Source organism: Novosphingobium sp. Leaf2 (assembly GCF_001421325.1).
Lineage (GTDB): Bacteria > Pseudomonadota > Alphaproteobacteria > Sphingomonadales > Sphingomonadaceae > Novosphingobium.
In genome coordinates, this window is sequence record NZ_LMJY01000018.1 from 197,824 (window position 1) to 210,705 (window position 12,882).

12 protein-coding genes are annotated in these 12,882 nt (G+C 64.9%); 9 read left to right on the forward strand and 3 right to left on the reverse strand.

The genetic code is table 11. The features are described from left to right. Positions 1-17 precede the first annotated feature (17 nt). The 3 genes from ASE49_RS14015 (at position 18) to ASE49_RS14025 (ending at position 4,619) form a co-directional block, all read left to right on the forward strand. Positions 18-1,208, forward strand: coding sequence for a penicillin-binding protein activator (locus ASE49_RS14015; RefSeq protein WP_056773730.1), 1,191 nt, complete (start codon positions 18-20; stop codon positions 1,206-1,208). 84 nt (positions 1,209-1,292) lie between these two features. Next, entirely contained in the window at positions 1,293-3,302 is a 2,010-nt protein-coding gene (gene parE, locus ASE49_RS14020) for a DNA topoisomerase IV subunit B (RefSeq protein ID WP_056773733.1), read from the forward strand. Positions 3,303-3,317: 15 nt separating this feature from the next. Beyond that, on the forward strand, positions 3,318-4,619 hold the full coding sequence (locus tag ASE49_RS14025) for a serine hydrolase (RefSeq protein WP_056773736.1): 1,302 nt from the start codon (positions 3,318-3,320) through the stop codon (positions 4,617-4,619). On the opposite strand, the gene ASE49_RS14030 is transcribed toward ASE49_RS14025, so the two are convergent. Then, positions 4,582-5,787, reverse strand: coding sequence for a glycosyltransferase family 87 protein (locus ASE49_RS14030; protein ID WP_056773738.1), 1,206 nt, complete (start codon positions 5,785-5,787; stop codon positions 4,582-4,584). The genes ASE49_RS14025 and ASE49_RS14030 overlap by 38 nt on opposite strands. A 125-nt stretch (positions 5,788-5,912) precedes the next feature. Here ASE49_RS14030 and ASE49_RS14035 point away from each other — a divergent pair, with 125 nt between their 5' ends. From ASE49_RS14035 to ASE49_RS14050, 4 genes are read left to right on the forward strand one after another with little or no spacing between them, the layout of a single operon-like run. Further along, entirely contained in the window at positions 5,913-6,758 is an 846-nt protein-coding gene (locus ASE49_RS14035; RefSeq protein ID WP_056773741.1) for an AAA family ATPase, read from the forward strand. Then, the gene (locus tag ASE49_RS14040; protein WP_056773744.1) at positions 6,758-7,198 is read left to right on the forward strand and encodes a GFA family protein; all 441 of its coding nucleotides are present in this window, start codon (positions 6,758-6,760) and stop codon (positions 7,196-7,198) included. Before ASE49_RS14035 ends, ASE49_RS14040 begins: the two co-directional genes overlap by 1 nt. After that, positions 7,199-8,089, forward strand: a complete 891-nt coding sequence (locus ASE49_RS14045) for a DUF817 domain-containing protein (protein WP_442946025.1) — start codon at positions 7,199-7,201, stop codon at positions 8,087-8,089. 15 nt (positions 8,090-8,104) lie between these two features. Then, positions 8,105-9,286 carry a vWA domain-containing protein gene (locus ASE49_RS14050; protein ID WP_056773748.1) on the forward strand — a complete coding sequence of 394 codons (1,182 nt, stop codon included), beginning with the start codon at positions 8,105-8,107 and terminating at the stop codon, positions 9,284-9,286. A gap of 22 nt (positions 9,287-9,308) precedes the next feature. Here the strand turns inward: ASE49_RS14050 and ASE49_RS14055 are convergent, their stop codons facing one another. Together ASE49_RS14055 and ASE49_RS14060 are read right to left on the reverse strand one after the other, a co-directional pair. After that, positions 9,309-10,508: an exo-beta-N-acetylmuramidase NamZ family protein gene (locus ASE49_RS14055; RefSeq protein ID WP_056773751.1), complete on the reverse strand. Its 1,200-nt coding sequence runs from the start codon at positions 10,506-10,508 to the stop codon at positions 9,309-9,311. Continuing rightward, positions 10,505-11,041: a DOMON-like domain-containing protein gene (locus tag ASE49_RS14060; protein WP_056773753.1), complete on the reverse strand. Its 537-nt coding sequence runs from the start codon at positions 11,039-11,041 to the stop codon at positions 10,505-10,507. The genes ASE49_RS14055 and ASE49_RS14060 overlap by 4 nt, the downstream gene beginning before the upstream one ends. A 118-nt stretch (positions 11,042-11,159) precedes the next feature. Here ASE49_RS14060 and tyrS point away from each other — a divergent pair, with 118 nt between their 5' ends. After that, positions 11,160-12,389 (forward strand): tyrosine--tRNA ligase, encoded by a 1,230-nt coding sequence (gene tyrS, locus ASE49_RS14065; RefSeq protein WP_056773758.1) that lies wholly within the window; start codon positions 11,160-11,162, stop codon positions 12,387-12,389. Positions 12,390-12,494: 105 nt separating this feature from the next. Further along, positions 12,495-12,833: a PilZ domain-containing protein gene (locus ASE49_RS14070; RefSeq protein ID WP_056773970.1), complete on the forward strand. Its 339-nt coding sequence runs from the start codon at positions 12,495-12,497 to the stop codon at positions 12,831-12,833. Positions 12,834-12,882: the final 49 nt, after the last annotated feature.

Below are 12,882 nucleotides of genomic sequence, written 5' to 3' on the forward strand. Positions count from 1 at the left end.
CAAGGGAGCGGCAAGCTATGTTCGACAAGAGCCTGAACAGGCGCAATCTTCTCGTCGCCGCCACGATGGCCGTGCTGGCCGGCTGTACCGTGGTGCCCAAAGGCCCCTCCACGACGACCGCGCCGCCACCCCCGCCGCGCACCGTGCCCCGGCCCAGCGACATTCCGGTCGATACCGAGCGGCACCGCGTGGCCCTCCTCGTGCCGCTGACCGGCCCGAACGCCGGCGTCGGCCAGGCGCTGGCGAACGCGGCGAACATGGCGCTGATGGATACCAATGCCAAGAACCTGCGCGTTACCACCTACGATACCTCCGCCGGCGCCGAAGAAGCCGCACGCCGCGCCGTGGCAGACGGCAACCAGCTGATTCTCGGCCCGCTGCTGGCGGATGATATTCCGGCCGTATCGGCGATCGCCAAGGCCTCGCGCATCCCGGTCATCTCGTTCTCGAACGACGAGGAGGCAGCAAGCCGCGACGTGTTCATCATGGGCAACCTGCCCGGCCAGTCAGTCTCGCGCACCGTGCAGTACGCGCGTGGGCAAGGCATCTCGACGTTTGCCGCGCTTATCCCGCGCGGCGATTATGGCGACCGCACCAGCGCCGCGCTGCTTTCCGCCGTGCGCGCCAGCGGCGGCACGGTCGTGGCGGTGGAGCCGTATGAGCGCAGCGGGCCGTCGATTTCATCCGCCGCGCTGCGGATGAAGTCCAAGGGCGGGTTCGATGCTCTGCTGATCGCGGATAGCGGCAGCCTGTCAGGGCGTGCCGCCACCGCCTTCAAGGGCACCGGCAAAGCCGCCGCCGCCAATCCCGTGCGCCTGCTGGGCACGGAATTGTGGAGCGGCGAGCGGGATGTCACCGCCTCGCCCGCGCTGACCGGCGCATGGTATTCCACCGTATCCGACCAGCGGTTCGGGCAGTTTTCCAAAAGCTATCGCGCACGTTTTGGCGGCCAGCCGTTCCGTATCGCCACCCTGGGGTATGACGCGGTGCTGCTGACCTTGCGCGTGGCGCGCGAATGGAAGCCGGGCACCCGCTTCCCCGCCGACACGCTGCGCGATACCAAGGCATTCCCCGGCGGCTTCCTGGGCGTGGACGGGGCGTTCCGCTTCACCAAGGGTGGTCTGGTGGAACGCGCGCTGGAAGTGCGCGAAGTGGGCACCGGCACCGTGCGGGTCATCAGCCCGGCCCCGGCCAAGTTTGGAGACTGACGCACCCGCCCCTGCGGCAGCTTTGCGGATAAACGCCACACCGGCGCTTGCCGGGGCGAATCCGCGCGTCCTATAGTCGTGCCCATGTCAGACGACCTCTTCGACAAGCTACCCACTGCCGCCGGCGAAGCCTATGATGGTTCCGCGATCGAGGTTCTCGAAGGCCTTGAGCCGGTGCGCCGTCGCCCCGGCATGTACATCGGCGGCACGGACGAGCGCGCACTGCATCATCTGGCCGCCGAAGTATTAGACAACGCGATGGACGAGGCCGTCGCCGGGTTCGCCAACCGTATCGAAGTTACCTTGGACGATGAGCCCGGCACCCCAGGCCGCCTCACCATCACGGACAACGGGCGTGGCATTCCGGTTGACGAGCATCCCAAGTTCCCCGGCAAGTCCGCGCTGGAAGTGATCCTGTCCACCCTGCACTCGGGCGGAAAGTTTTCGGGCAAGGCCTATGCCACGTCAGGCGGCCTGCACGGCGTCGGCATCTCCGTGGTTAACGCGCTATCCGTCAAGACCCGCGTCGAAGTGGCCCGCAACAAGGAACTGTACGCGCAGGAGTTTTCGCGCGGGGTGACGCTGGGCCCGATCCAGCGGGTGGGCGCAGCGCCCAACCGGCGCGGCACGGCGGTAACCTTCACGCCCGACGTCGAAATTTTCGGCGACCAGAAGTTCAAGCCTGCCCGCCTGTTCAAACTCGTTCGGTCAAAGGCCTACTTGTTCGCCGGCGTGGAAATCCGCTGGAAATGCGCGCCCGCGCTGGCGGTTGACGGGGTGCCGGCAGAAGCGACGTTCCAGTTCCCCGGCGGCCTTGCCGATCATTTGGCCGAGCAGATCGGCGGGCGCGAATGCGTGACCACGCAGGCCTTCGCCGGCTCGCAAGATTTTCCCAAGGGCGATGACGGGTCCGATCAGGGCCGCGTGGAATGGGCGATCGCGTGGCCGCTCTATTCCGATGGCGCGTATTCCTGGTACTGCAACACCATTCCCACGCCCGATGGCGGCACCCACGAACAGGGCCTGCGCGCCGCCCTCACCCGCGGCATCCGCGCGTTTGCCGATCTGGTGGGGCAGGCCAAGAAGGCCAAGGACATCACGCCGGACGATGTGGTGACCGGCAGCGAGGTCATGCTGTCCGTCTTCATTCGCGACCCCCAATTCCAGAGCCAGACCAAGGACCGCCTCACTAGCCCGGAAGCCGCACGCATGGTGGAAGCGGCGGTGCGCGATCATTTCGACCATTTCCTCACCGACAACCTCGATCGCGGCAAGGCACTGCTCGGCGCGGTGATGGAGCGCATGGACGATCGCCTGCGCCGCAAGGCGGAGCGCGAAGTCAAGCGCAAGACCGCCACCAATGCGCGTAAGCTGCGCCTGCCGGGCAAGCTCACCGATTGCTCGGGCGAAGGCAGCGGCGAAACCGAGCTGTTCATCGTCGAGGGCGATTCGGCCGGCGGCTCGGCCAAGCAGGCGCGGGACCGCAAGACGCAGGCGATCCTGCCGATCCGCGGCAAGATCCTCAACGTCGCCAGTGCCACGGCGGACAAGATCCGCGCCAATTCGGAAATCGCCGACCTTGGTCTGGCGCTGGGCTGCGGCATTCGCAAGGACTGCAACGCCGACAACCTGCGCTATGATCGCGTGGTCATCATGACCGATGCCGATGTCGACGGGGCGCACATCGCCACGCTGCTGATGACATTCTTCTTCCAGGAAATGCCGGACATCGTGCGGCGCGGCCACTTGTACCTCGCCCAGCCGCCTCTTTACCGCCTCGTGTCGGGCGCAACCTCGGCCTACGCGCGCGACGATGCGCACCGCGCGGAACTGGAAGCGACCAAGTTCAAGGGCAAGAAAGTGGAAGTGGGCCGGTTCAAGGGCCTTGGCGAAATGAACCCGCAGCAGCTTCGCGAAACCACGATGAGCCCGGCCACCCGCTCGCTGATCCGCATTACCCTGCCGCAGGAAAGCGAAGGCCGGTATGCCGTCAAGGAACTGGTGGATCGCCTCATGGGCCGCAATCCCGAGCATCGCTTCCACTTCATCCAGAACCGCGCCGCCGACATCGATCCGGAGCTGATCGACGCCTGACACAAGGATTCCTGCATGCGGATCGCGCGGATACTGGTTCGCTGTTGCCTTGCGCTGGGCATCGGGCTTGGTGTGATTACCCCACTGCACGCACAGGACGATACTGACGCGCTGCTCAAGGCACGGCTGACGCAAGTTATCGCGGTGATGCAGGGCAAGGGCGATCCTGCCGCCACCTTCGACGCACGCTTTCTGCATGAGGTGCCTCCCGCGAAACTGCGCGCTTTGGCAGCGCAGCTTGCTGCCAGCGGCGGACCGGTGCAGGACTTCACCGATTTTCAGCGCGCGCAGCAGGCGTCCGCCACCTTCACTCTGCGCTTCGCCCGCGCCAGCGCTCCGGGACGCATCGAACTCGGCCCAACCCCGCCTCACTTGGTCTCAGGCTTCCGGCTGTTCGACCTCACTCAGGACGCTGACAGCATAGCGGCGATCGATGCTGATTTTGCCGCGCTGCCCTGCAAGGCCGGCTACGGTGTGTACCGGCTGGGCGAAGGCCGCCCCATCCTCTTGCGCGGCCGCGACCAGACCGCCGTCTTCGCGATCGGCTCCACCTTCAAGCTCTATGTACTGGCAGCGCTCACCCGGCAGATCAGGGACGGCACCCGGCACTGGAGCGATGTGGTCCCGGTCACCGGCAAGTCGTTCTCCGGCGGCACCATCCATACGCTTCCGGAAGGCTCACCAGTCACGCTCCACACCCTGGCCAGCCTGATGATCGCGATCAGCGACAATACCGCCACCGATATTCTCGTACGCCTCGTCGGCCAGGATGCGCTGGCACGCGAGGTGAAGCTTGCCGGCCACGCAACGCCGGATCGTATGCGCCCGATACTCACCACCGCGCAGTTGTTCGCCTTGAAGCGCGCAGGCCCGCCCTTGACCGCGCGCTATGCCGCCGCTGACCCGGCCGAACGCGAACGCCTGCTTGCCGCGCTGGACCTTGCGCCCATCGCCACGGCTGACCCGGTGGAGGTCTTCGGCCACGGTCCGGTCGCGATCGACACGATCGAATGGTTCGCCTCGCCCGCCGACCTTGCCGGGGCGATGGACGATTTGCGCGGCTTTGCCAGCCCGGAAGCCCTGGCGATCCTTGCGATGAACCCCGCGATGGACGAGCCGACCGCCCGGCGCTGGGCCTTTGTCGGCTACAAGGGCGGGTCGGAAGACGGCGTGATGAGCATGACGTGGCTCCTGCGCACCCATGCGGGCACGTGGTTCGCCGTGTCCGGCAGCTGGAACAACCCCGCCGCCGCCCTCGACGAACCCCGCTTCGCCGCCCTCATGCGCCGTTTGGCGAAAGTGGCGGTAACGCCATAACCCGCCGCCAGATCACCGCGAACAGCAGGGCCAACACCAGCGGCATGATCGGGAGGTCGGCCTTCATCGCGAGCGGGCGGGCAAAGGCGGGTGCGGCGAAGGCGAGGAGGATCGCCATCTTCTCCCACGGCGCGAAGCCGTAGCGGAGGCCTTGTCCGGTCAGCCACAGTAGCGGAAACGCCAGGATCACGAGGTCGTAATCGAGCACGAAAGGCGTTGCCAGCGGCGTTGCCGCCAGCATTGCGGCGGCCATTCCAAGCGTCCATCCTCGCCGCCGCGCCGCCAGTATCAGGAGGGCGGCTGCAGCCAGCGCCACAATGGCCTGAAAAACGTACGCAACGGAGATGCCCGCGCCCAGCAGCCTGGCTGCCGCGAACGGACTGACCATCTTGGCATATCCCACCGCACCGGACGCCATGGCCTGCTGCGCACGCGCACTGGCGTCCAGCCAGTCCGCCCATGTGCCGGGCCCGAACCATGCTGCGGAGACGAGTCCCAGCGCGAACGCCGACAAGGCGGCAGCGGCAATCGTCTTCCACTCACCGGTGACGAGCAGCACCAGCGGCAGCAGCAGGCCCATCTGCGGCTTTATCGTGGCGAGGCCGAGCAGCAACCCTGCCAGCACGGGCCGGCTGCGGACCAGTGCACTGCCCAGTCCCAGCAGGCCGGCCACGAGGAACGCGGTTTGCCCATGAGTGATGACGATCGGGACTGCCGGAAACGCGGCGAACAGCAGCCCTCGCGGAACCCCGGGCCGGGCCTCTCGCCACCACGCGCTGACGGCACCATAATACACCGCGCCGGTCACAAGCAGCCACGCGGCCAGCGCCGGGAAATACGGCAGCGCGCCTAATGGCCAGCACAGCGGCAGGAACGATGGCGGATAGAAGAATGCGGTGTAGCCGGTATCCGAAGCGAAGTAGGCCCGCTGGCTGGAGATGTGCGCGGCCGCGTCATACGGGTTGCCACCGTGATGGAGCATCCGCCCGCTCGTCCAGAAGCTGATGAAATCGCTGCCCAGCAGGAAGCCGTTGCTATCCACGCCTCCACGCGAAGTTGCGACCAGCACCACCAGCATGGCCACGTTGAGCGCCGCGAAAAGGCGCAGGTATCCGCCGGCGCGCGCCGCGCCAAGCCAGTCCATCTCTCGCGCGAATGCGACCCCCATCACTGATCGTGTGCCTGCTGGCGTGCACCTTGTCCATCATCGTGCGCCGGCCATGAACCCGATGTTGCGTTGCACCTGCGCTCCGCATAGGGTTAACCGACTGATTAAACGAGCAGGACGAACCGATGCAGCGTTTCGAAGGCACTCAGGACTATGTGGCGACCGACGACCTCAAGGTGGCCGTCAACGCCGCCGTGCTGCTGCGCCGCCCGCTGCTGGTGAAAGGAGAGCCCGGCACCGGCAAGACCGTGCTGGCCGAACAGATCGCCGCCGCGCTGGGCGCCCCGCTCATCACCTGGAACGTCAAGTCCACCACCAAGGCGCAGCAGGGCCTGTATGAATACGATGCTGTGGCGCGCCTGCGCGATGGCCAGTTGGGCGATGCGCGCGTGCATGACATCGGCAACTACATCCGCAAGGGGAAGCTGTGGGAAGCCTTCACCGCGCCCAAACTGCCGGTGCTGCTGATTGACGAGATCGACAAGGCCGACATCGAGTTTCCCAACGACCTGCTCACCGAACTCGATCGCATGGCGTTCGACGTTTACGAAACCGGAGAGCATGTCGCGGCGGTGGAACGCCCGGTAGTGGTCATCACCTCGAACAACGAGAAGGACCTGCCCGACGCGTTCCTGCGCCGCTGTTTCTTCCATTACATCAAGTTCCCTGATCGCGAGACGATGGAGGCGATCATCGCGGTCCATTATCCCGACATCCAGAAAACTCTGGTGCGCAAGGCGATGGAGATTTTCTACGAATTGCGCGAAGTGCCGGGCCTCAAGAAAAAGCCTTCCACCAGCGAACTGCTGGACTGGCTCAAGCTGCTGATGAACGAGGATATGCCGCTCGACGTGCTGCAGAACCGAGACGTCACCAAGGCGATCCCCCCTCTACACGGCGCACTGCTCAAGAACGAACAGGACGTGATGATGTTCGAGCGGCTGGCCTTCATGGCCCGGCGGGGCTCCTGATGGGCGCGCCCTATTACGGTCGCTGCAATTGCGGTGCGGTCACCATCACGATCGACGCGGAGCCGGTCGCCACGCGCCAGTGCTGGTGTCGCCAGTGCCAGCGCACCGCTGCCGGCGGCCCCACCAACAACGCCATCTTCCCGCTCGATGCGATCACGATCACGGGCGCGCGGGCCGAGTGCGCTTACGTCGCTGCGAGCGGCAACACTCTCACTCACGAGTTCTGTCCCGGCTGCGGGGTGCCCGTGCTGGGCCGCTCCGATGCGCGCCTGCATTTGCGCACCGTCCGCATGGGCCTGCTGAACGAAGGCCACGGCCTTGCCCCCACAATGGCGATCTGGACCGACGAAGCCCCAACCTGGGCCGCGATCGACCCCGCTCTGGAACGCTGGCCCCAGCAGCCGCCCGCGCCCGGGGCTGCCCCTGACCCGAAACCCTGAGTGACGGATACCGTGCCACAGCAGCGGCATACGCGTTTTGCCGCCGCGCGCGCCCGGCTTGAAGGCTATACCCCGCCGCTGGGTTGGCGATCGTGGATTTACGAATTTCTGCTGTTCGGCTTCAAGCAAGCCTGGGCATGTCTGTTCGGCGCGGTCCTGCTGGCGCTGCTGCTTGGCACGCACCTGTGGTATCCTGCCTCGGCCAGCTTGGCGCGCTACGATTTTCTGACGATAGCCGCGCTGTGCATCCAGATTGCCATGCTCGCAATGCGGCTGGAGACACGGGACGAGGCGGGGGTGATCCTGACGTTCCATCTCGTCGGGACGATGATGGAGCTGTTCAAGACCTCCGTCGGCTCGTGGGAATATCCTGAGCCCGGCGTGCTGCGTGTGGGTAATGTGCCGCTGTTTTCAGGGTTCATGTATGCCGCCGTAGGCAGTTACATCGCGCGGATATGGCGGATCTTCGACTTTCGGTTTTCCCGGTATCCCGCTTTTGCCATCACGGTGGCGCTGGCGGGCGCGATCTATGCCAACTTTTTCACGCACCACTGGCTGCCCGACATCCGCATCGTGCTGTTCGCCGCGATGATCATCCTGTTTGGCCGGACCCGGATATGGTTTCGCGTCTGGCGCGACGACCGGTGGATGCCACTGCTGGTGGGATGGTTTCTGGTAGCGGTGTTCATCTGGTTCGCGGAAAATCTGGCCACGTTCGCCCGTGCCTGGATCTATCCCAGCCAGCGCACGGATTGGACGATGGTGCACCCCGGCAAGCTGGGCGCATGGTATCTGCTGATGTACATTTCTTTTGTGATGGTCTCTGCCATGCACCGTCCGTTGGCAGGTAGACACACGGCCATCGGTCGTCCGGATGGGCCACATGGTTAGCTTGCGGAGCGCGAAATGTTCCTGAACTTCATCGACGAGTTGCGGGCGGCGGGTATTCCCGCCTCGCTCAAGGAGCATCTCGTCCTGCTCGAAGCACTGGACAAGGGCGTGATCGAGCAGACGCCCGAGGCGTTCTATTACCTGAGCCGTGCGACCTTCGTGAAGGACGAAGGCTTGCTCGATCGGTTCGATCAGGTGTTCCACAAAGTTTTTGACGGGGTGCTGACGGACTATGGCCAGCAGCCTGTGGAAATTCCCGAAGATTGGCTGAAGGCCTTGGCCGAGCGCTATTTTTCGCCGGAAGAGATGGAGGCGGTCAAGGCGCTGGGCACTTGGGACGAGATCATGGAGACGCTCAAGAAGCGGCTTGAGGAGCAGCAGGGGCGGCACCAGGGCGGCAGCAAATGGGTGGGCACCGGCGGCACCTCGCCATTCGGGCATTCGGGTTATAACCCGGAAGGCGTGCGGATCGGCGGCGAGAGCCGGCACAAGAGCGCTGTCAAAGTATGGGAAAAGCGCGAGTTCGCCAATCTCGATAGCAGCCGCGAGCTTGGCACCCGCAACATCAAGGTGGCGCTGCGCCGCTTGCGCCGTTTCGCGCGCGAGGGCGCTGCGGACGAGCTTGACCTGGACGCCACCATATCAGGCACCGCGCGGCAGGGCTGGCTGGACGTGGTGATGCGCCCGGAACGGCACAATGCCGTGAAGGTGCTGCTGTTCCTGGACGTTGGCGGATCGATGGACCCGTTCGTGACGCTGGTGGAGGAACTGTTCAGCGCGGCCACTGCCGAGTTCAAGAACCTGGAGTTCTTCTATTTTCACAACTGCCTGTACGAAGGCGTGTGGCAGGACAACACGCGGCGCTGGTCGCAGCGCACGCCCACGTGGGACGTGCTGCACAAGTACGGCCATGACTACAAGGTGATCTTCGTGGGCGATGCGGCGATGAGCCCTTACGAGATCAGCCATCCCGGCGGATCGGTGGAGCATATGAACGAGGAAGCCGGCGCCGTGTGGTTGCAGCGCGTGGTGCAGACGTACCCGGCTACCGTGTGGCTCAACCCGTCAGCCGAACGGCACTGGAGCTATACAAGCTCCGTACGGATAATCCGCGAGATCATGGGCGGCGCAATGTATTCGCTGACACTTGACGGGCTGGACGCTGCGATGCGCGAGCTTACCCGCAAGAAGGGGTGACGCCCGCAGCGCCGTCGTCTGGTCAATACAGGAGCAGGTCCGCCACTTCGTCTCGCCAAGCCGCTTCGTCCCGGTTTGCGAGTGCGTCAAGATCGCCCGGCTGCGCGGAGGGATAGTCCACCCATTCGCGCAAGGCAGGGCCACCGTTGATGACGTCGATCGCAAGACGGTCGAATTCGTACTCGTAAGGAAAATCGCGCCACAGCGGATAGTCCGGGTACAACTGCCGGATCGCCTTGAACGCCAGCGCCTGTAACCGCCATGGGCGGAACCGCGCGTGGTCGTAGAACGCGCCCTCGGCGTGGATCATCAGGCCATTGCACAAGTTGCCGGCGTGTTTGTGGAAGGTCGGCTCGAACCAGCATTCGCGCATCGCGCATCCCGCCAGCCATTCGGGCGCAAAGGCCTGCATTCTGGCCAGCACCGCGCGTGCATCAATGTCCGGCGCGCCGAACAGCACTTCCAGAGGACGCGTGGTGCCGCGCCCTTCGGACAGCGTAGTGCCTTCCAGCATCACCGTGCCGGCATAAGCGCGGGCCATGTTGAGGTTGGCCGCGTTCGGGCTGGGGTTGATCCAGATGCGGCTGCCTGGCCACCCGAAGCCTGGACCGTTATCCGGCTGCCAGCCTTCCATTGCGATCACGCGGTAATCGACGTCGAGCCCAAAGCGGCGGATGAACCAGTGCCCCATCTCGCCCATCGTCAGCCCGTGCCGCATCGGCATCGGACCGGCGCCAACGAAGCTTTCCTGCCCCGCCAGCAGCGTCGTGCCCTCAACAGGACGGCCCGCCGGGTTGGGCCGGTCCAGCACCCATACGGTCTTGCCGCGCGCCGCCGCCTCTTCCAGCAGATACAGTAGCGTGGTGACGAAGGTGTAGATGCGGCAGCCCAGGTCCTGCAGGTCGAACAGGAACACATCGGCGCTGTCCATCATCGCCGGGGTGGGCCGGCGCACTTCGCCGTACAGGCTGTAGATCGGGATGCCGTACACGGAATCGCGGGTATCGGCGGTCTCAACCATGTTGTCCTGCTTGTCCCCCTTCAGCCCGTGCTGGGGGCCAAAGGCGCTGGTGATGTTCACCCCTACGCCGATCAGCGCGTCCAGCGAATGGACCAGCCCCTCGGTGATCGAGGCGGGATGCGCGATCAGGGCCACGCGCCGGTCTGCCAAAGGTGCGCGCACGTCAGGGTCCGCCAGCAGGCGATCGATACCGAATTTCATGCGCCGCTGGGTGCCGCAACCGCCAGCGTGAAGCAAGCCGGATCGTGGAAATCGGGCGCGTCGGCACGATGGGCAAGCGCCCAATAGCTTTTGTGGCCGCCCGTCTCCTCGATCACTGCGGCAAGCCCGCAGCGCCAGGGCGGCGCGGGCAAACCGGCAGCAGGGATGGCCGCATCGAAGATCGCCAGGTCGGTGCCCAGCCGCATGGTGCAGTCCGGCTCGCGCGGCGTCGCGCGCTCGGCCATGCCTTCGCGCCTTGCGGCAAAATCGTACACGTTCCAGCGTTCGGACGCGGACAGGTTGATCTCGCAATAGCCGGGCTCGCCGTCGCGCTTCAGAAACGCCTCGAAGCAGGTGGTCTGCCACAAGCCGTCCGCGCGCCCTTTCCCGGCAAAGGCGGGCACGATCAGCTTGCCCGCGCCCAGAACCCGCCAGCGCACCCGCAGCCAGGTGACATCGAAACCGATGATACGCGCTTCGACGCTGCGCACGGCAAGCGGCGGATGTGCGGGATGAAAGACAAGTTGTGACATAGGCCCCATGCCTAGGCGGCACCGCTGATGGCTGGCAATGGCCTTTTGCCGAGCCGCTTTTTTTCGCGGACCGTGCGTGCTAGGCGCGCCCATCCATTCCAGACGAAGCGATATTGTGATGACTTACACGTCCGCCCTGCTCCGCCTGCTCGACGAGCGCGGCTACATCCACCAGCTGACCGACGCGCAAGGCCTCGACGCGATGGCGGAGCGGCAGGTGGTGCCGGGGTATATCGGCTTCGATCCCACCGCACCGTCGCTGCACGTGGGACACCTGGTGTCGATCATGATGCTGCGCCAGTTGCAGCGCGCCGGTCACAAGCCGATCGTGCTGATGGGCGGGGGCACCGGCAAGATCGGCGATCCCAGCTTCAAGGACGAGGCGCGCAAGCTGCTGACGCAAGATACCATCGCCCAGAACGTCGCCTCCATTCGCAGCGTGTTCGAACGGTTTCTGACGTTCGGCGATGGCCCCAGTGATGCGATCATGGTGGATAATGCCGACTGGCTGGATAAGCTGGAATATATCCCGTTCCTGCGCGATATCGGCCAGCACTTTTCGATCAACCGGATGCTCAGCTTCGATAGCGTGAAGCTGCGTCTGGACCGCGAACAGTCATTGAGCTTCCTCGAATTCAACTACATGATCCTGCAGGCCTACGATTTTCTGGAACTGTCGCGTCAGGCCAAGTGCCGGCTGCAGATGGGTGGGTCAGACCAGTGGGGCAACATCGTCAACGGCGTGGAACTGGCCCGCCGGGTGGATGGCACGCAGGTTTTCGGGCTGACGACGCCGCTGCTTACCAACGCAGATGGCTCGAAAATGGGCAAGACGGTGGGCGGCGCGGTCTGGTTGAACGAGGATCAGCTGGCCCACTTCGACTACTGGCAGTTCTGGCGCAACACCGACGACCGTGATGTTGGCCGCCGTCTACGCCTGTTCACCGACCTGCCGCTGGATGAAATCGCCCGCCTCGAATCCTTGCAGGGTAGCGAAGTCAACGCCGCCAAGATCGTGCTGGCCAACGAAGCGACCCGGTTGTGCCGGGGCGAGGATGCGGCACGCGCCGCCGAAGCGACCGCGCAGGCCACCTTCGCGGGCGGCGGTGTGGGCGAGGATCTGCCTTCGATCGAGGTGCATGCAGAAGGTATCCGCCTCGGCGCGGCCTGCACCGCGCTCGGTTTCGTTGCCTCCAACGGCGAGGCCAAGCGCAAGATCGCCGAAGGCGCGGTGCGCGTTGACGACGCGGTTATGGACGATCCCGCGCTGCTGCTGATTGTGCCCGCTGGCGAAAGCCGCAAGCTGAGCGTAGGCAAGAAGAAGCACGGCGTCCTGCGCGGCGTATGATGCGACGAACGGCCCGCCAGGCGCGAACAGCCGCGCGGTCGTTTACGGTTTGTTTGCCAATCTCCCCTACCCTTGCGCCACGGTCAAATAGCAGAGGGTATGGAGATGAGTGCAGGGGCGCAGCTCACTGTTACTGACAAGCGGCGCGCCGCGCGTCATCCGGTCGATTACACGGTAATTGCCGAGCATCGCCAGCTTGGCGAGCTGTCGCTGCACATCGTAAACATCTCTGCACAAGGGTTTATGTCGCAGGGCGACTTGTCGCTTGAGCGTGGCGAGCGGATCGTCATGCGCTTTCCGGTGATCGGCCGGATCGAAGCGCACATGATCTGGCTGCACGAAGGGCGCGCCGGCTTCCAGTTCGAGCGAATCATTCGCATCGACGACTTCCTCAAGCTGGTAGATACCCTGCAGCCCAACCCGCGGTTGCGCCCCCGACGCTGACATCTTTGCAACAGCGCCAGCCAATCATGCTGCATCGCGAAAAAATATC

What these genes read in the sequence shown, in the direction of transcription:
- ASE49_RS14025 (WP_056773736.1), top strand. Translation starts at nt 3,318, where the DNA reads ATGCGGATCGCGCGGATACTGGTTCGCTGTTGCCTTGCGCTGGGCATC.
- ASE49_RS14055 (WP_056773751.1), bottom strand. Translation starts at nt 10,508, where the DNA reads ATGAAATTCGGTATCGATCGCCTGCTGGCGGACCCTGACGTGCGCGCA.
- tyrS (WP_056773758.1), top strand. Translation starts at nt 11,160, where the DNA reads ATGACTTACACGTCCGCCCTGCTCCGCCTGCTCGACGAGCGCGGCTAC.
- ASE49_RS14050 (WP_056773748.1), top strand. Translation starts at nt 8,105, where the DNA reads ATGTTCCTGAACTTCATCGACGAGTTGCGGGCGGCGGGTATTCCCGCC.
- ASE49_RS14060 (WP_056773753.1), bottom strand. Translation starts at nt 11,041, where the DNA reads ATGTCACAACTTGTCTTTCATCCCGCACATCCGCCGCTTGCCGTGCGC.
- ASE49_RS14015 (WP_056773730.1), top strand. Translation starts at nt 18, where the DNA reads ATGTTCGACAAGAGCCTGAACAGGCGCAATCTTCTCGTCGCCGCCACG.
- ASE49_RS14035 (WP_056773741.1), top strand. Translation starts at nt 5,913, where the DNA reads ATGCAGCGTTTCGAAGGCACTCAGGACTATGTGGCGACCGACGACCTC.
- ASE49_RS14070 (WP_056773970.1), top strand. Translation starts at nt 12,495, where the DNA reads ATGAGTGCAGGGGCGCAGCTCACTGTTACTGACAAGCGGCGCGCCGCG.
- ASE49_RS14040 (WP_056773744.1), top strand. Translation starts at nt 6,758, where the DNA reads ATGGGCGCGCCCTATTACGGTCGCTGCAATTGCGGTGCGGTCACCATC.
- ASE49_RS14030 (WP_056773738.1), bottom strand. Translation starts at nt 5,787, where the DNA reads ATGGGGGTCGCATTCGCGCGAGAGATGGACTGGCTTGGCGCGGCGCGC.
- parE (WP_056773733.1), top strand. Translation starts at nt 1,293, where the DNA reads ATGTCAGACGACCTCTTCGACAAGCTACCCACTGCCGCCGGCGAAGCC.